This window comes from Serratia sp. CoH_122_TC_1, assembly GCF_058191755.1.
Genome location: NZ_JBXWLA010000012.1, coordinates 94,675 through 114,062, shown reverse-complemented (window position 1 = coordinate 114,062; position 19,388 = coordinate 94,675). Strand labels below are relative to the sequence as shown.

13 protein-coding genes are annotated in these 19,388 nt (G+C 55.3%); 3 read left to right on the top strand and 10 right to left on the bottom strand.

Annotated features, from left to right (window positions below):
* Positions 1-55 precede the first annotated feature (55 nt).
* From ydcS to purL, 9 genes are all read right to left on the bottom strand, one after another.
* Positions 56-1,210 (bottom strand): putative ABC transporter substrate-binding protein YdcS, encoded by a 1,155-nt coding sequence (ydcS, locus tag AC2FC2_RS16610; protein ID WP_209638400.1) that lies wholly within the window; start codon positions 1,208-1,210, stop codon positions 56-58.
* Between the two features lie 61 nt (positions 1,211-1,271).
* Positions 1,272-2,735, bottom strand: a complete 1,464-nt coding sequence (locus AC2FC2_RS16605; RefSeq protein ID WP_209638402.1) for a gamma-aminobutyraldehyde dehydrogenase — start codon at positions 2,733-2,735, stop codon at positions 1,272-1,274.
* Positions 2,736-2,851: 116 nt separating this feature from the next.
* Positions 2,852-3,775 carry a LysR substrate-binding domain-containing protein gene (locus AC2FC2_RS16600; RefSeq protein ID WP_265556707.1) on the bottom strand — a complete coding sequence of 308 codons (924 nt, stop codon included), beginning with the start codon at positions 3,773-3,775 and terminating at the stop codon, positions 2,852-2,854.
* 311 nt (positions 3,776-4,086) lie between these two features.
* The gene (glnB, locus tag AC2FC2_RS16595; RefSeq protein WP_004847623.1) at positions 4,087-4,425 is read right to left on the bottom strand and encodes a nitrogen regulatory protein P-II; all 339 of its coding nucleotides are present in this window, start codon (positions 4,423-4,425) and stop codon (positions 4,087-4,089) included.
* Positions 4,426-4,435: 10 nt separating this feature from the next.
* On the bottom strand, positions 4,436-6,058 hold the full coding sequence (locus tag AC2FC2_RS16590; protein ID WP_490659560.1) for an NAD+ synthase: 1,623 nt from the start codon (positions 6,056-6,058) through the stop codon (positions 4,436-4,438).
* Positions 6,059-6,187: 129 nt separating this feature from the next.
* Complete coding sequence (gene glrR, locus AC2FC2_RS16585) at positions 6,188-7,525, bottom strand: two-component system response regulator GlrR (RefSeq protein ID WP_209638424.1); 1,338 nt, start codon at positions 7,523-7,525, stop codon at positions 6,188-6,190.
* The gene (gene qseG, locus AC2FC2_RS16580) at positions 7,522-8,391 is read right to left on the bottom strand and encodes a two-component system QseEF-associated lipoprotein QseG (RefSeq protein WP_265556709.1); all 870 of its coding nucleotides are present in this window, start codon (positions 8,389-8,391) and stop codon (positions 7,522-7,524) included. The genes glrR and qseG overlap by 4 nt, the downstream gene beginning before the upstream one ends.
* A gap of 2 nt (positions 8,392-8,393) precedes the next feature.
* Positions 8,394-9,830, bottom strand: coding sequence for a sensor histidine kinase (locus AC2FC2_RS16575; RefSeq protein WP_209638428.1), 1,437 nt, complete (start codon positions 9,828-9,830; stop codon positions 8,394-8,396).
* Between the two features lie 805 nt (positions 9,831-10,635).
* Entirely contained in the window at positions 10,636-14,529 is a 3,894-nt protein-coding gene (gene purL, locus AC2FC2_RS16570; protein ID WP_209638588.1) for a phosphoribosylformylglycinamidine synthase, read from the bottom strand.
* Positions 14,530-14,805: 276 nt separating this feature from the next.
* Here purL and mltF point away from each other — a divergent pair, with 276 nt between their 5' ends.
* Positions 14,806-16,266: a membrane-bound lytic murein transglycosylase MltF gene (gene mltF / locus AC2FC2_RS16565; protein ID WP_209638430.1), complete on the top strand. Its 1,461-nt coding sequence runs from the start codon at positions 14,806-14,808 to the stop codon at positions 16,264-16,266.
* On the opposite strand, the gene tadA is transcribed toward mltF, so the two are convergent.
* Positions 16,267-16,779 (bottom strand): tRNA adenosine(34) deaminase TadA, encoded by a 513-nt coding sequence (gene tadA, locus AC2FC2_RS16560; RefSeq protein ID WP_209638432.1) that lies wholly within the window; start codon positions 16,777-16,779, stop codon positions 16,267-16,269. It lies immediately after the preceding gene.
* Between the two features lie 183 nt (positions 16,780-16,962).
* Here tadA and AC2FC2_RS16555 point away from each other — a divergent pair, with 183 nt between their 5' ends.
* Positions 16,963-18,015: a DUF2157 domain-containing protein gene (locus tag AC2FC2_RS16555; RefSeq protein WP_490659559.1), complete on the top strand. Its 1,053-nt coding sequence runs from the start codon at positions 16,963-16,965 to the stop codon at positions 18,013-18,015.
* 198 nt (positions 18,016-18,213) lie between these two features.
* The gene (gene yiaY, locus AC2FC2_RS16550) at positions 18,214-19,365 is read left to right on the top strand and encodes an L-threonine dehydrogenase (RefSeq protein ID WP_209638435.1); all 1,152 of its coding nucleotides are present in this window, start codon (positions 18,214-18,216) and stop codon (positions 19,363-19,365) included.
* Positions 19,366-19,388 lie beyond the last annotated feature (23 nt).

Below are 19,388 nucleotides of genomic sequence, written 5' to 3'. Positions count from 1 at the left end.
ACCGGGGTTCGTGCGGGCAGCCAGCAAAGAGGCAGCTTGAAATATGAAGGTGATATTAGCGGCCGCCCATGATGGCGATATAATCCTGAGTCCAGCGGCTATAGGGTACGAACTTGCCACCCTGCGCCTGTGGCGTTTTCCAGAAGGCAATCTTGTCGAACTGGTTGAAACCATTGGTCTCACACCCTTTATCGCCTAACAGCGTACTGGCCTTACAGCCTGCCGGTGATGCCGGTACAGAACCGAACCAGGCAGCAACGTCACCCTGCACTTTCGGCTCCAGCGACCAGTTCATCCACAGGTAAGCACAGTTGGGGTGTTTGGCGTCGGCGTGCAGCATGGTGGTATCCGCCCAGCCGGTAACGCCCTCTTTCGGGAACACGGTGCCAATCGGCTGGCCTTCCCCTTTCAGGGCATTGGCCTGATACGGCCAGGCGCTGGAGGCGACCACGCCTTCATTTTTGAAATCGCTCATCTGCACTGAGGTGTCATGCCAGTAGCGATGAATCAACGCATGCTGAGTGCGTAACAGTTTCAGTGCCGCCTGATATTGCGCTTCGTTTAATTGATACGGATCGCTGATGCCAAGCTGGGGTTGTGTCGCCTTCAGGAACAGCGCAGCGTCGGCGATGTAAATAGGGCCATCATAGGCCTGCACCCGCCCCTGATTGGTTTTGCCGTCTGGCAGGTTCTGTTGCTGGAACACGACAGCCCAGCTATCCGGTGGCGTTGGGAAGGTTTTGGTGTTGTACATCAGCAGGTTTGGCCCCCACTGATAGGGGGTACCGTAGGTTTTACCGTCCACGGTATACCAGGCGCCCTTCAACAGGCGCGGGTCGATGTTTTTCCAGTTGGGGATCAGTGCCGTGTTAATTGGCTGCACCCGTTTGCCGAAGATCAGTCGCAGTGAAGCATCGCCGGAAGCGGTCACCAAGTCGTAACCGCCCTTAGCCATCAGGCTGACCATTTCGTCTGACGTGGCAGCCGTTTTCACATTCACTGCACAGCTGGTCTGTTTTTCAAACTGGGTGACCCAGTCATAATTTTTATCGGATTGGCCGCGTTCGATATACCCGGGCCAGGCAATGATATCCAGTCGTCCTTCGCCTTTACCCAGAGCCTGTGGCAACTCGGCCGCATGAGCCAGGCTGCAAAGCACAGTGAGACAGAGCGCGGAAACTGTGGTGGTGACTGCGGTCGTTTTTCCCATCGTAATTACCCCTGTGTTGCGTATCTGTATGCGGCAGGGAACGGCTGCCGCCCTAATCTAATTAAAAGCTGGCTTTAAACTTCGCCATTACATGTCTGACTACGCTGTAGTCCTGCAGTGAATCACTGGAGAGATCCTTGCCGTAACCGGAACGTTTCAGGCCCCCGTGTGGCATCTCACTCGCCAGGGTGAAATGGGTGTTGATCCAGGTGCTGCCGTATTGCAGATGCGCAGCGATATGCAGCGCCCGATCGATATTTTGCGTCCAGACCGACGAAGCCAGACCGTATTCGGAATCATTGGCCCAGTTGACCGCCTGCTCCAGATGTTCGAAACGGGTAACGCTCACTACCGGGCCAAACACTTCACGCTGGACGATTTCGTCGCTTTGCAGGCAGCCGGCCAGCAGCGTGGGTTGGTAATAGAAACCGGGGCCCGAATGCGCGGCGGCGCCGGTGATCAATTCAATGTGCGGCTGACTGAGCGCCCGTTCGACAAAGCTGGCGACACGATCGCGCTGCCGGTTACTGATCAGCGGGCCAATTTCGTTATCTTCATCGCGTTTGCGGGCAAAACGCAGGCTGGCCACCGCCTCACCCAGCGCTTCTACCAGTTTTGGATAGATCCCCGCCTGCGCGTAGATGCGGCAGGCGGCGGTGCAGTCTTGCCCGGCGTTGTAGTAGCCATAGGTGCGGATGCTGTTGACCACTTCGTCCAGATCCGCGTCGTCGCAGACGATCACCGGTGCTTTCCCCCCCAATTCCAGGTGGGTGCGTTTGACGCTTTTAGCTGCCGCCTGCAAGATTTTTTGCCCGGTGACGATATCGCCGGTCACCGACACCAGACGCACCTGCGGATGTCCGACCAAATGGCTGCCGACCCCTTCTCCGCCGCCATAGACAATATTCAGCACACCCGGCGGCAAGATATCTTGCAGCGCTGGCACCAGCGCCAAAATCGTCAGGGGAGTATGTTCGGAAGGTTTGAATACCACGGTGTTGCCCGCCGCCAGCGCGGGCGCGATCTTCCATGCCGCCATCATTAGCGGGTAGTTCCATGGCGCAATCGAGGCCACCACACCGATCGGATCACGGCGAATCATCGAGGTGTGCCCTTCAATGTATTCACCAGCCAGTTGCCCTTGCTGGGTACGCACCGCGCCGGCAAAGAAACGAAAGACGTCGACGGCCGCCGGCAGATCATCATTGAGCGCCTGATGCAACGGCTTGCCGCAGTTGAGGGCTTCCAGACCGGCTAACCGCTCGGCCTGCCGCTCTATGGCGTCGGCAATGCGCAGAAGAAGAGATGCACGGTAGGCTGGCGTAGTGCGCGACCAGTGGCCGAAGGCTTGCTGGGCCGCTTTAACGGCGCTGCCAACCTGCGCGGATGAGGCTTCGGTGATGGAAACCAGCGTTTCGCCATTAGCCGGATTAACGATGCACTCTTGCTGGCCTTCACCTTCGACCGACTGACCGTTAATGAATTGCTGACAGGATAAACCTGAAAGGAGGTGCACATCTGCCATCGCGAATCGCCTCTAAGTGACAAAAACGTTAACTAAATGTGAAATAAGTTAGTTTCAATCAGACTAAGCGAGCATCAGGCAGCCAACAAATTCTAAATACTGAACGCCGCGTTCGATTAAATCGAATGCTTCAGCCCAGCGGCGTGCATATTCCCGTTCTCACGCGCAATGGTCAGGAAAGGGGTGACCAATTCCGGCCGTGCGCTACCGCGCCGCCATGCCAAGCCAATGTCCAGCGGCTCCAGCAGATCCACCAGCTTACGCGCTTCAATCATATTGCCTTCCAGCGACCAGGCGCGGTAAGCCATATCCGGCAAGATTGAGACCCCCATCCCTGCCGCCACCAGGCTGCGTACCGCCTCCGTCGAACCGGTTTTCATGGCGATCTCCGGTTTCAATCCCGCGCGTGTCCAGATGCGACGCGCATGTACGTCCATTTCGTCGGCATTAAGCTGGATAAGCGGCAACTTCGCCACATCTGCCAGGCTGATGCTTTCGTGATCCAGCAGCGGATGCAGCGGTGGCAGCCACAGGCGATAAGGCGAATGCATCAGCACTTCGGTCTGCAACGCGTCACGGTCTTCGATATTGGACAGGATCAGGACGCCGATATCGATCTCCCCGCTTACCAGCAGGTGCTCAATATAAGGACGTTCATCTTCGATCATCTGGATGGTGACGTTGGGGTAAGCCGATTTAAACCGCTTGAGCAGCTCGACCAGGAAGTACCCGGCCACCAGACTGGTCACGCCGATAGTCAGCTTGCCGGTCAGGCTTTCAGTCCCCAATTGCAGGCTGCGTTTGGCGTTATCCACCGTGGCGAGGATCAGATAAGACTGGCGTAAAAATTGGTGCCCCTGATGTGTCAGGTTCATGCCCTTGGCGTGGCGATCGAACAATCGCACACCGATGTCGGTTTCCAATTGCTGGATAGCCAACGTCAACGAGGACTGGGAAACAAACACCGCCTGGGCGGCGGCGGAGATCGAACCGGTTTCGGCCACGGCGATAAAATGGCGGATTTGGCGCAGCGTCATCATCCGCATTGCCTTCCAAGCCACTGCGTTGTTGTCTGCGTGCACTTGCCGCCTGGCCGCAACGTGACATTCATTGGGGATTGCCTTAATCAAAATAGTGGAATTGAGTTAAGTGTAGCTATGGGTGCAGTAAAGCGATCGGGAAAAGTATCAAAAACGCGATAGCCTTCGCTTTTTTAGAATGCTTCTGATGAGAATAATCAAAACGGTGGAGAGGCGGGAGACGTTCAGGGATATTTGGGGCGTACACGTAGTACGTGAGGAGGCCGAGCACCGCCCAAGCTCAATCTGGCGGTGCTCGGTAGACGATCACATTAAATCGCTTCTTCGTCCTGTTCGCCGGTACGAATACGGACTACGCGCGCCACATCGAAGACAAAAATCTTACCGTCGCCGATTTTACCGGTTTGCGCAGTCTGCATGATGGTTTCTACGCAGGTATCGACGATATCGTCGGCCACCACGATTTCAATTTTCACCTTCGGCAGGAAGTCGACCATATACTCTGCGCCACGGTACAGCTCAGTGTGGCCTTTCTGGCGGCCGAAGCCTTTCACTTCGGTGACGGTCATCCCGGTAATGCCCACCTCAGCCAGCGCTTCACGAACATCATCCAGTTTGAACGGCTTGATAATAGCGTCGATCTTTTTCATCTTCTTTCCTTTACCAATTTTTGCGGCCAAAGCCGGATGTGATTGGGTAGCGGCGGTCTTTGCCGAAATTGCGGGCGGTAATACGCGGCCCGACGGCGGCCTGACGCCGTTTGTATTCGTTAATATCTACCAGGCGAATAACCTTGCGTACTATCGCTTCGTCGAAGCCTTCAGCCACCAGATCGGCAACGGACTTATCGCGTTCGACGTAGCTTTCCAGAATCGCATCCAGAATGTCGTACGGAGGCAAGCTGTCCTGATCGAGCTGATCCGGCGCCAGCTCAGCGGACGGCGGACGATCAATAACGCGCTGCGGGATCACGTAGGAAACGGTATTGCGGTATTCGGATAACTTGAATACCAGTGTTTTCGGGACGTCTTTCAGTACGTCGAATCCCCCCGCCATATCACCATACAGCGTGGCGTAACCTACGGCCATCTCGCTTTTATTGCCCGTCGTCAACACGATACTACGGCGCTTATTGGACAGCGCCATCAGCACCACACCACGGCAGCGTGCCTGCAGGTTTTCTTCCGTGGTATCGCGTTCGGTACCGGCAAACATTGGCGTCAGTTGGCCCATAAAGGCATCAAACATAGGCTCAATGGAGACGATATCAAATTCAATACCCAGGATTTCGGCTTCTTCTTTAGCGTCGGCAATGCTGATATCCGCGGTGTAGCGGAACGGCATCATGAGCGCCTGCACCTTGTCTTTGCCCAATGCATCGACGGCAATCGCCAGCGTTAGCGCCGAATCGATACCGCCAGACAACCCCAGCACTGCGCCCTTGAAGCCATTTTTCGTCACATAGTCGCGCACCGCCAACACCAGGGCTTCGTACACCTGCGCCAACTGCGGTAACTCTGCGGCCGGTGCCGTCATGGGCACGACGTCCAGCTCATTGAACTCAAGCAACGTGACCTGTTCGGCGAATGCCGCCAGACGGTGGGTCATGTTGCCAGCAGCATCAAATACCTTCGAACAGCCGTCAAAAATCAATTCATCCTGCCCACCAATCTGGTTCAGGTACACCAGAGGCAAATGGGTACGTTGGCAATGGCCGGCCATCAGCGTTTTGCGGATATACGGCTTTTCACGATTGTAGGGTGAGGCATTGATCGACAAAATCATTTCGGCGCCAGCCGCCTTGGCAGCATCGACCGGCTCCGGGAACCACAGATCTTCACAAATCAGCAGACCCAGGCGATAGCCTTTCAGCTCGATCACGCAGGTTTCATTACCCGCCTGGAAGTAGCGTTTCTCATCGAAAACACCGTAGTTCGGCAACTGCTGCTTGAAGTAACGCGCCAGCAGCGTCCCTTCGGAGAACAGCGACAGCGCATTATAGAGTTTGTCGCCTTCACGCCACGGGTGGCCGACCAGAATGGCGACATCAACCGACGCCTGCTGCAAACGATGCAACTGCGCGTCACAGCGCTGATAAAAATCATTGCGATACAACAGGTCTTCCGGCGGATAGCCAGACAGCGCCAGTTCGGTGAACATGACCAGATCGGCTCCCGCCTTCTGCTGCTCTTGCACCGTTTGCAACATGCGCTCGGTGTTGCCTTCAATGTCACCGACCAGCAGGTTTAACTGGGCCAGTGCGATGGATAGTGATCTGCTCATTGTTTAGGATCCCGCTTAATACGTTCCATGGTTCTCTGTGTTGGGCCGCGCCACAAACAAGAGAACGGAGTGTAAATCATTCCGCTGCGTTTGTTGAGAACCTGCGTAAGCAGGCCGCAGCGGAAAACATCATTCTTTAAAATCGTTGGCGTCCAGTTCATGACGCGACAGCAATTTATAAAACTCGGTACGGTTGCGGCCTGCCATACGTGCGGCCTGAGTCACGTTACCTTTGGTGATCTGCAACAGCTTGCGCAAATAATGTAATTCAAACTGATTACGCGCCTCGACAAAGGTCGGCAAGGCGGTGTTTTCCCCTTCCAGCGCCTGTTCCACCAGCGCTTCACTGATCACCGGCGCGGAGGTCAAGGCCACACACTGTTCGATTACGTTCACCAGTTGGCGCACGTTACCCGGCCAGGTCGCGGTCATCAGGCGTTTCATGGCGTCCGAAGAGAAGCTACGGACAAAGGGTTTGTGGCGTTTGGCAGACTCGCGCAGCAGATGATTAGCCAATAATGGAATATCCTCAGCGCGCTCATTCAGCGCAGGGATTTTCAGGTTCACCACATTCAGGCGGTAGTACAAATCCTCACGGAATTCGTTTTTCGCCATCGCCTTTTGCAGATCGCGGTGAGTGGCGGAAATAATACGAACGTCAATGTCCAGGTCACGGTTGCTGCCCAACGGGCGGACCTTGCGCTCTTGCAGCACACGCAACAGTTTAACCTGGAGCGAAAGCGGCATATCGCCGATCTCATCGAGAAACAGCGTACCGCCAGCTGCCGCCTGGAATAGCCCTTCACGGCTGCTGACTGCACCGGTAAATGCCCCTTTGGCATGGCCGAACAGCTCAGACTCCAGCAATTGCTCGGGCAATGCGCCGCAGTTAATGGCAATAAACGCCTTTTTACCCCGCGGGCTGGCACCGTGGATCGCTTGCGCCAGCACCTCTTTACCGGTACCGCTGTGACCGTTGATCAAGACGCTGACATCGGACTGCGCCACCATTTTTGCCTGCTCTAGCAAGCGCAGCATAATCGGGCTGCGGGTGACTATCTCTTCACGCCAGCTGTCATCACCCGCAGGTAACGACAATGACAGCGCTTCGTCGATGGCCTTATACAACGCATCGCGATCCACCGGCTTGGTCAGGAAGCTGAACACCCCTTGCTGGGTGGCGGCCACCGCATCCGGGATCGAGCCGTGGGCGGTAAGGATGATCACCGGCATGCCGGGCTGATGTTTCTGGATCTCGGCAAACAGCGCCATGCCGTCCATTTCATCCATCCGTAGATCGCTTATCACCAGATCGATTTTTTCGCGCCCTAACAGGCGCAGCGCTTCCTGACCGCTTTCCGCGGTGGTGACATGAAAACCTTCGCTGGTCAGGCGCATTCCCAACAGCTTGAGCAGGCTGGGATCGTCGTCAACCAATAATAGATTGGCCGGTTTGCGTGCTGTCATTGCGCGTGGGACTCCTTGTTAGCAGGGGACGGCGCATAAGTATCTTCCGGTTCCACCGGCAAGGCTGTGCCCTTCTCCGGTTCCGCGTCCGACTCTGCGGCTTTGTTTGGGGTCACTTTCTTCGCGGAGTCGGTTTTTTGTTGCGTCGCGCTATTGTCCGGGATGTCAGTTTGCAGCTGCTTGCGCGAAGAGAGCTGACGCTCAATATCGGTCAGGTTTTCCAGCTTGCGCGACGTATCCTGCAACTGTGCCTGTAAACGTATCTGGCTCTGGCGCAACTGATCTATCTGGCTGTCGGAGCTTTCCTGCAGATGTTGGTAGCGAGCCTTTTCATCAAACAGCGTTATCTGCAGGACCTGCTGCTGACGCCACAATTGCAATAACGGGCGCAATGAACTTGGGAACTCCAGGCGGTAGCTGTTCAGGCGATCGATCATCTGGCGGCGCTCACCCGAGGTTGGCTCAGCACTACCCAACAGGATGCTTTGTTTGAAAATCCCATCCCAACTGTCTCCGGGCAGGGTTTTCGCCAGCGCACGCGCCTGAGTGGAACCGATACGATCGGCACAATCCATGGCGCGCAGCCAGTAAAGAGAGTTATTCAACGCATCTTTTTCGTCGAGAGGCCACAGGGTGTCACACGCTGCAATGCGGTAATCCACCACTTTTGTGTCCGGGATCGCTTCCTGCTGCGGCTGGCTTAAGCCGCCGCTGACCGCGCGATCAACACACCCAGCCAGTAGAAAAGGGACAAAAAGAACGCTGCCTAAAAAGGAAAAACGACGCTTGCCGAGCGGCGTACCCAGTGTGGCACGCGGTGAACGTTCGGTCTGTGAGAGACGAAGGCGTTTAGACCATGTGTACATTATTATTCATTCTCGGCGGTTAATGGCAATTCAATGCGGAAGCAGACGTCTGCGCCAGCGACTTCAACCAGCTGCAGCTCCCCGCGCATCCGGCGGATACAATCCTGCGCGATACTTAGCCCAAGACCGCTTCCTTTTACCGCCCCTTTTCGCTGGTGACTACCTTGGAAAAAAGGCTCAAAAATCATGATTTTCTCAGCGTCGGGGATCGGCGTGCCGCTATTGGCGACATCAATCTGTACCCGTTGCCCAACCTGACGGCTGCGGATCCAAATGTTACCGGATTCCTTACCGTAGTGCACCGCATTGGAGTAGAGATTATCCAGTACGCGCATTAATAGCGTAGGCTCTGCCCAGCAGATTTCCGCATCCAGTTGGATCTCGGTGCGGATCATTTTTGCCCGGGCCGGTAAACTGTGCGCAGCAACGACCATTTCGACCATCTCCTCCAACGCCACATTCTCATGTTCCGCCGGGCCATCCGCCAGTTTACGGTTGTAATCCAGCAGTTGTTCGATCAGTTGCTGCAAGTGACGGCTACTCTGATCGAGAATGGTCACCACTTCTTTTTGATCGGAGGTTAACGGGCCGGCGACTTCGTCCGCCAGCAACTCCGTCCCCTCGCGCATGCTGGCCAGCGGCGTCTTCAATTCATGCGAGATATGGCGCAAAAACTCATGGCGCTGCGATTCCAACCAGGCTAACCGCTCGCTCAGCCAAATAATGCGTTGCGCCAGCGAACGTAGTTCACGCGGCCCTTTAAAAGACGCGGTACTCCCTAATGCTCGCCCTTCCCCTAATCGGTTGATCATCCGCTCTACCGCTTTTACCGGGCCGATAATCATGCGGGTAAACAGCACCACCAGCATCACACTGACCAGAAACAGCATTAGCGCCTGCCAGCCGAAGAACTGGCCGCGTTCGGCAATCGCCTGCTGCAACTGTTGGCCACGGGAATACACCACGGCACGCGTGGCCTGCACCATTTCGGCATTTGAGCGTGAAAATGACTCCAGCAGTGCCGACGCCTGTGCGTCCGGGCCGCTGCTTTGACATTTGATCGCCGCAAGCTGGGTCAGCAAATTACGCAAGGTTTGATAATAACGTTCATCAGGCAGGATGGGGGCATGTGCGTCGAGCATCTGCGAATACTGTTTTCGTTGGTTCTGATACAGCTTCTCCAGGGTCGGATCGACCAGTACACAATACTGGCGATAGCTGCGCTCCATTTCCAGCGCCACGCTGGTCATGGCCTCGCTGCGTCGCGCATCCACCAGCGTGGTGCGGTTGATGTCAGCCGCCTGCGCGCTGAGGTGATCCAGGCTCTGGTAGGCCTGATAAGCCAACACCAGCAGCGGCAACAGCACCAGCAGGAACGCCATCAGCACCAGTTGACGCAGTGAGCGGGGAAATAAACGCCATCTTTTCAACGAAATCATCTCATTGTCTCTAGTCTGCTTTGATGCTAACCGAGTCGCCGATGAGAGGAAAGCCCGGCGTTCAGCGGAGCGTCAGGAAAATACAGGCAAGCGTGCCGTGCGTGAGTGATGTCTGCGATTGGGGCTATCGTGATACCCAAAATAATTGGCGTTGCATCTATGATGGGTATTTGACGTTGGGGCAGAACTGCCCCACGCAAGAAAGTGTGGATGCCCTTAAACCTCGTCCCCAGGGTGATGTAGCACAAAGCTGGCATCGAACAGGACGAATAGCATCCGTAAGTATCCGTAATTGATGAAGACTCATCACAGGTGGATACAGGCGGTGCCTCACTCCACGTGTCGCCCGATGCTTGATAAAGCGCTTGCGCGTCTATTATCGGTTTGGTTGGACGATAGGCACCATTTCTTTGGCATCATTCGGAGGCTTATGAGGCAACTATTCCGTTTAATTACGGGGCCATCATAAAAAGGTGAATGAGCAACTGAAGAGAATAATGCACTTATCGTGCCAACTTTTCAACAAATTTATTAAGCATATGAAATTAAACAACAATAACTTAATTCAATGCTAAAACGGCCGCTTTACCACGGCATTGGATGAGGAAAAAAACACCACCCTGTCTCCAAAACCCGACAACTTAACGCAATTAATTTTTCACCATTAAAAATCAATAATTTATGTGTCTCTTTTTAGAGACAATGAAAATACCCTCTGTCGCAAAATGCAGACAACTCACCGACATCATGATAGAGAAAGGGGGAGCAATCTCTTGCTCCCCCTTTGGCACTACAGCGTTATCGCTTAGCCCAGCTGTTTACGGGCATTACGGAACATGCGCATCCACGGGCTATCTTCGCCCCACTCTTCTGGATGCCATGAGTTACTGACGGTGCGGAATACACGCTCTGGATGCGGCATCATCACCGTCGCACGGCCATTAGTGCTGGTTACCGCGGTGATACCGTTCGGCGAACCGTTCGGGTTAGCAGGGTAGGTTTCCGTCACATGGCCCATATTATCAACAAATCGCAAGGCTACCAGACCATGGTGCTCCAACGCCGCCAGGTGTGCAGCATCGCGCACCTCGACATGCCCTTCACCGTGAGACACGGCGATCGGCATACGTGAACCCGCCATACCTTGCATGAACAGTGACGGGCTGGCCGCCACTTCCACCAGGCTGAAACGCGCTTCGAAGCGGTCAGACAGGTTGCGTACAAAGCGAGGCCAATGTTCTGCCCCTGGGATCAGATCACGCAGGTTAGACATCATCTGGCAACCGTTACACACACCCAATGCCAGGGTTTGCGGACGGTGGAAGAAAGATTCAAACTCGTCGCGAACGCGATCGTTGAACAGAATCGACTTCGCCCAACCTTCACCGGCACCCAATACGTCGCCGTACGAGAAGCCACCACAGGCGACCAGGGTATGGAAGTCCTGTAGATCGCGGCGCCCTTCGAGCAAATCGCTCATATGCACATCTACCGCATCAAAACCGGCGCGATGGAATGCTGCTGCCATTTCAACATGGGAGTTAACCCCCTGCTCACGCAGCACCGCCACTTTAGGACGTGCGCCCTTGGCAATGTACGGCGCTGCAATGTCTTCTTCTGGCGCGAAGCTCAGTTTGACGTTCAGGCCAGGATCGCGTTCATCCTGCTTGGCCTTGTGCTCCTGATCGGCACACTCAGGGTTATCACGCAGGCGCTGCATCTGCCAGGTCGTTTCCGCCCACCAGGTACGCAACGTCGCGCGGCTTTCGCTGTACACCGTTTTATCGCCCTGAGCGATCACAAAGCGGTCGCCAGCCTGTACGCTGCCGATGTGGTGCACATTGTCCGTCAAACCATGTTGGGCAAACACCTGTTGCACCGCGTCAAGCTGGTCAGCCGTGACCTGGATCACCGCGCCCAACTCTTCGTTGAACAGTGCAGCCAGTGCATCATCGCCCAGCGCTTTAATATCCGCCTGCACACCGCAATGGCCGGCAAATGCCATTTCTGCCAACGTGACCAGCAGGCCACCGTCAGAGCGGTCGTGATAGGCCAACAGTGCGCGATCGGCCACCAGTTTTTGCATGGCGTTAAAGAAGCCCGCCAATTGCTCGACGTTACGCACGTCGGCCGGTTTATCGCCTAACTGACGGTAAACCTGTGCCAATGCGGTGGCGCCCAGCGCGTTATGCCCGTTACCCAAGTCGATCAACAACAGCGCGCTGTCGCCTTTATCGGTACGCAACTGCGGCGTCACGGTGTGACGCACGTCTTCCACGCGGGCAAAACCAGTGATGACCAACGACAACGGCGAGGTCATTTCGCGCTGTTCGTTACCTTCCTGCCAGCGAGTTTTCATCGACATTGAGTCTTTGCCCACGGGAATCGTGATACCCAGCGCTGGGCAAAGCTCTTCGCCGACGGCTTTCACGGCTTCATACAGACCGGCATCTTCACCCGGGTGACCTGCCGCTGCCATCCAGTTAGCGGAAAGCTTCACACGTTTGAGCGAACCAATCTCAGTTGCTGCCAGGTTGGTCAGGGCTTCCCCTACCGCCAGACGGCCGGAGGCGGCGAAGTCCAGCAGAGCAACCGGTGCACGCTCGCCGATCGACATCGCTTCACCGTAGTAACTGTCCAGGCTGGCGGTCGTAACCGCACAGTCCGCTACCGGGATCTGCCACGGACCTACCATCTGATCACGCGCTACCATACCGGTCACGGTACGGTCGCCAATGGTGATCAGGAAAGTTTTCTCGGCGACGGCCGGCAGGTGCAGAACGCGTTTGACCGCATCAGCCACCGTGATGTTGTCGCGCTGTACCGGCTGGCCTTTGGCCTGCAGACGCGTTACGTCGCGGGTCATCTTCGGCGTTTTGCCCAGCAGCACGTCCAAAGGCATATCGATCGGTTGATTGTCGAAATGACTGTCGTTCAGCGTCAAATGCTGTTCTTCGGTCGCTTCACCAATCACGGCATAAGGGGCGCGTTCACGGCGGCAAATCTCATCAAACTGCGCCATCTGTGCTGGCGCAATTGCCATGACATAACGTTCTTGAGATTCGTTACACCAGACTTCCAGCGGGCTCATGCCCGGTTCGTCGTTCAGAATATCGCGCAGTTCGAAACGGCCGCCGCGGCCACCGTCACTGACCAGCTCAGGCATGGCGTTGGACAAGCCACCGGCGCCCACATCGTGAATAAACAGGATGGGGTTTTGTGCACCCAGCTGCCAGCAGCGGTCGATCACTTCCTGGCAACGACGCTCCATTTCCGGGTTGTCGCGCTGTACTGAGGCGAAATCCAGATCGGCGTCGGACTGGCCGGACGCCATCGAAGAAGCAGCACCACCGCCCAAACCGATGTTCATTGCCGGGCCACCCAGCACCACCAGTTTGGCGCCTACGGTGATTTCCCCTTTTTGCACGTGATCGGCGCGAATGTTGCCGATACCGCCCGCCAGCATGATCGGCTTGTGGTAGCCACGCAGTTCCACGCCGTTATGGCTGTTGACCTGCTCTTCATAGGTACGGAAGTAACCCACCAGCGCCGGGCGGCCAAATTCGTTGTTGAATGCCGCGCCGCCTAATGGGCCTTCGGTCATGATGTCCAGTGCGGTAACGATGCGATCAGGTTTACCGAAATCCTGCTCCCACGGCTGTTCAAAGCCAGGAATACGCAGGTTGGAGACCGAGAAACCGACCAGACCCGCCTTGGGTTTTGCACCACGACCGGTAGCCCCCTCGTCACGGATCTCACCGCCGGAGCCGGTAGCTGCGCCAGGCCATGGGGAGATTGCTGTCGGGTGGTTATGGGTTTCTACCTTCATCAGAATATGTGCTTCTTCCTGATGATAATCATATTGACCGCTTGCCGACTCAGCGAAGAAGCGCCCGACCTGCGATCCCTCCATCACTGCGGCGTTATCTTTATAAGCCGACAGCACATAATCCGGCGTCTGCTCAAACGTGTTTTTGATCATTTTGAACAGCGACTTCGGCTGTTGCACACCGTCGATGATCCAATCGGCGTTGAAAATTTTATGGCGGCAGTGCTCAGAGTTGGCCTGCGCAAACATATAGAGTTCGATATCCGTCGGGTTGCGCCCCAGACCGGTAAAGGCATTCAGAAGATAGTCAATTTCATCCTCGGCCAGCGCCAGACCCAACTTGATGTTGGCCTGTTCCAGCGCGCTGCGCCCTTCACCCAGCATATCGATTGCCTGGTAAGGCGCAGGCTGATGCTGAGCGAACAGTTGTTCCGCCTGTTGCAAACTGCTGAAGACGGTTTCCATCATGCGATCGTGCAACAGTACAGCAAGCTGCTGCCATTGCGCTTCGGTCAAGGTCGGCGCTTTGACGTAGAACGCCAGGCCACGCTCCAACCGCAATACCTGCGTCAAACCGCAGTTATGGGCGATATCGCTGGCTTTGGAAGACCACGGAGAAATAGTGCCCGGACGCGGCGTCACCAGCAGCAAGCGGCCTTCAGGGGCATGTTCGGCGAGAGAGGGGCCGTACTTGAGTAGACGCTGGAGCTTGGCATGCTCTTCGGCGTTTAGCGGCGCGCTAACATCAGCAAAGTGGACGTACTCGGCGTAGATATCACTAACAGGAAGTTGAGCGTCCTGACAGCGGGACAGCAGTTTGGTAACACGAAAAGCCGACAAAGCGGGCGAACCACGCAGTATTTCCATAATCAAAGTTCTCTCGTCTTCGAAGCAACTGACTTCAGCACTTCATTGGGCGCAACAGGGGGAAAACGCGCGCCATTATAGAGAATCTACGCCGCAGACGAAACCGTTTGCGTAGCTATTATTGATAAAAGCTGTTTGCGCCATCGAATTGTCATAACGTGTCAATAAAGTTGCACGCTGGCGTTTTGTTGCGCAAAATGCCCCCGCACTGGTGATTTAACCATAAGAAAATACTGGTTTGCTGTCGGCAGTGTACGTGTGCCACCACTGGATAACTATTTGAAACGCCTTAAAATAAACTACATTCTAATCGGTGTTGTTACCTTGCTTCTGGCGCTCGCCCTGTGGCCCAATATTACCTGGCGCGGCGGTCAGGGTGGGCAACTCGAAGAGATTAAATCCCGCGGAGAGTTGCGTATCAGTACGCTAAACTCGCCGTTAACCTATTTCACGACCAAACAGGGGCCGAGTGGTCTCGACTATGAGTTGGCAAAACGCTTCGCCAACTATCTGGGTGTGAAACTGGTGGTGATCCCACATAAGAATATCAATGACCTTTTTGACGATTTAGACGACGACGATGCAGACCTGCTGGCTGCGGGCCTGATCTACAATCAGGATCGCCTGAGCCGCGCGCGCACCGGTCCGGCGTATTATTCCGTTTCCCAACAGTTGGTCTACCGCTTGGGAACAGCGCGGCCAAAAACCTTTGCCGATATTAAAGGCAAGCTGGCCGTTGCCTCTGGCTCCGCACACGTCAGCACGCTGAAGCAGCTTAAGCAAAGTAAGTTCCCGAACCTCAGTTGGGAATCCTCCAGCGACCTCACCTCAAAGGAGCTGTTGGAGCAGGTCGCTGACGGCAAGCTGGACTATACCCTCGGGGATTCAGTGACCATTGCCCTGCTGCAACGTATCCACCCGCAGCTGGCGGTCGCCTTCGATGTTACTGACGAAGAACCTGTCACCTGGTATTTGAAACGCGGCACTGACGACAGCCTGTATGCAGCCATGTTGGACTTCTACAGCCAGATGGTTGACGACGGGACGTTGGCACGGCTGGAAGAGAAATATCTCGGCCACGTCGGCAGCTTCGATTACGTTGATACCAAAACCTTCCTGTCAGCTATCGACTCAGTCCTGCCGACATTCCGCTCGCTGTTTGAAAAATACGCCAACGAGATCGACTGGAAACTGCTGGCTGCCATTGCCTATCAGGAATCGCACTGGAATCCCCAGGCAACCTCACCGACGGGTGTACGCGGCCTCATGATGCTCACGCGGGCCACTGCCGACGGTCTGGGGGTTAATGATCGTCTCGATCCCGAGGAAAGCATCCAGGGTGGCGCACTCTATCTGCAAAGGTTGATGGCCAAGGTCCCTGACAGCGTGCCGGAAGATGAACGCATCTGGTTCTCACTGGCGGCCTACAACATGGGCTGGGGCCATATGCTTGATGCCCGTAAGCTGACCAAGATGCAAAAAGGCAACCCGGATAGCTGGGTGGACGTTAAACAACGGCTGCCGATGCTCAGCCAAAAACGCTACTACCCGCAGTTGACCTACGGTTATGCACGCGGGCGTGAAGCCTATAACTACGTAGAGAACATCCGGCGCTATCAGGTCAGTTTGGTGGGTTATCTACTGGAAAAAGAGAGAAAAGCGGCACAGGAAGCAGCCGAACAGGCTGAACTGGGGAAAGGCTATCCGGCCGTCACACCGGAACTGGCACTTAACTTCTGATTAATCTGGGTTCTTATCCAGACCTGTGCGCTGTGCCAGTTTCAATGCTTTTTGCTGCTCACGGCGCATGCGGAAAAAGTTGCTCAACGTGGCAGCGCACTCCTCGGCCAACACGCCGGACAGAATTTCCACCTGATGATTCATACCAGGGTGACGCAAAATATCCACCAGGGATCCTGCCGCACCGGTTTTTACATCGGGTGCGCCGTATACCAACCGGCGAATGCGGCTATGCACCATTGCCCCGGCACACATCACACAAGGCTCCAGTGTCACATACAGCGTGGCGTTCAGCAGACGGTAGTTCTGCAATACCGAGCCCCCCTGCCTCAGAGCCATGATCTCTGCATGCGCCGTGGGATCGTGGCGACCAATCGGCCGATTCCAGCCTTCGCCAATGACCTGGTTATCCAGCACCAGCAATGCCCCCACGGGGACTTCACCTTCTTCTTGCGCACGCAAGGCCAGCTGCAATGCCTGACGCATCCAGTATTCATCGTTATATTCAGTCATTGCATCATTCCTCGTGCACTTTGCGGCGGGCATTATACACACTAGGGGCGCTGCATGCTGCGCCCGCGTTAACCGGAGCGAAGATATTCGCCACCGGTAAGCAGGTGCCAAGGTGAAGTCTGCAGCTTGCATTGCAGCGGGTATATACTGAGTCAATAACGGTGTTTTTCAGGGACAGGAAACATGAAATTCAATAAAAAAAATGCCGCCGTAGTGCGTAAAGCACTGGACGGCTGGGTGAGTGAAGGCGCACTGACGACACAGCAACAGCAACAACTGCTCCAGCATGTCGAAGTACAGCCCTTCGACTGGCGGCGGCTGGCACGCTATGCGTTTCTTGCCGCACTGGTTTCACTGGTTATCGCCATCAGTAGCCTATTCGCCGACAGTGCGCTGCTTTACCGGCTCAGTGAGCTGTTCCGCTTTGATGCCCCCGTGCGTATGACGATTGCCGCCATCCTCGCTGCCCTTGGCTATGCCTGGGCATTGCGACGTCGCCAAAGGTATCCGGAAAAACGTTACGGCAATGAAGCTGCGTTATTTGTTGCCGTCTTGCTGACCGCCTGTGCCCTGTGGCAGATGGGCGTTTGGCTGGATAATGGCAGCGGCCGAATTTCACTCCTGCTGATGTTTGCCGCCCTGCTGTATGGCGTGATTGGCTGGTTCAGCCGCTCGGGACTGGTGTGGTGGTTTGCTCTGCTGTCGCTCGGTAACGCCTTCGGCGCGGAAACCGGATATCTGTCGGGCTGGGGTGCCTACTGGCTGGGCATGAGTTTCCCTATTCGCTTTATCGCCTTCGGTGCCGTACTGATCGCTGCCGCATTGCTGCTGCAACCGCAGCTCGCTCGCCGTGGTCTGGAGCGGGTTTCACTGGCGATGGGGTTGTTATACCTATTTATTGCCCTCTGGTTACTGTCGATCTTTGGCAACTATGGCGATCTTGACAGTTGGTACAGCGCACGCCAGATCGAACTGTTCCACTGGAGTCTGTTGTTTGGTATCGCCGCGGTGGGGTGTATTGGGTTGGGACTCAAACGTGACGACGCCATGTTGCGCGGGTTCGGCCTGACCTTTCTTGGTATTAACCTCTACACGCGTTTTTTCGAGTTTTTCTGGGATGCCATGCCGAAGGCTATTTTCTTTGTGTTACTTGGCCTCAGCCTGTGGGCACTGGGACATTACGCAGAGAAGATATGGCAACTGGGCCGTAAACCTCATGATCAAACAGATGATTAAGGCCCACCAGCTTAACGGTTAAATTTACTACTGGATTTGGTTCGGAACGAGCCAAGTCCACACCTTGCAAATGGTTAAATCAAAATAAAATCAATCACCTGACTTATCCACCTCGATATTGCGATAGATCATGAACATTGAATAATTAGCATAGTAGTGTTTGAGGCAAGCAATAAAGCGTTTATCAAGGAGTGAGTTATGGCTGCTTCAACTTTCTTTATCCCCTCCGTCAATATGATTGGTTCTGGCTGTCTGGAAGAAGCAGCGAACACCATGAAACAACAGGGGCTGGGTTACGCACTGATCGTGACCGACAAAGTATTGAATAACATTGGCGTGGTCGCCCAGGTTCAACAATTACTCGCCGCACAGCACATCGAAAGCTGCGTTTATGACGGCACGCATCCAAATCCAACCACCCTGAACGTGAAACAAGGCTTGGCCTTGCTGCAAGAACACCAGTGCGATTGCGTCGTCTCGCTCGGTGGGGGCTCACCGCACGATTGTGCCAAAGGTATTGCACTGCTGGCGACTAACGGTGGGGACATCAAGGATTATGAAGGTGTTGATCGTTCTGCCAAACCGCAGCTACCGATGATTGCCATTAACACCACCGCAGGTACCGCCTCTGAAATGACCCGTTTTTGCATCATTACTGATGAAGCGCGTCACATCAAAATGGCGATTGTCGACAAACACGTTACCCCAATCCTGTCCGTCAACGATCCACACCTGATGGCTGGCATGCCAAAAGGGCTAACCGCCGCGACCGGGATGGATGCGCTCACCCACGCGATAGAGGCCTATGTTTCCAGCGCGGCTAATCCGATTACCGATGCTTGCGCACTGAAAGCCGTCACCATGATCAGCGAGTCGCTGCGTGACGCAGTCGCCGACGGCAACAATATGCAGGCGCGTGAAAACATGGCCTACGCCCAGTTCCTGGCTGGGATGGCCTTCAACAACGCCTCGCTCGGCTATGTGCACGCCATGGCGCACCAGCTCGGCGGTTTCTACGACCTGCCACACGGGGTGTGTAATGCCGTGCTGTTGCCGCATGTGCAGGAGTTCAATGCGAGCGTTTGTGCACCACGGCTAAAAGACATCGCTGCCGCCATGGGCCTCGACGTGACGCACCTCAATAGCCAACAAGGTGCCGTCGCCTGTATCGCCGCCATCCGTTTACTGGCGCAAGACGTCGGCATCCCGGCTGGGCTGCGTGATTTAAAGGTGAAGGAACAGGACTTTGATACGCTGGCAACAAACGCATTGAATGACGCTTGCGGCTTCACCAACCCGATACAAGCGACCCACAAACAGATTGTCGCCATCTTCCGCGCGGCAATGTAAGCCATCAGAAACAGTAAAGGGCG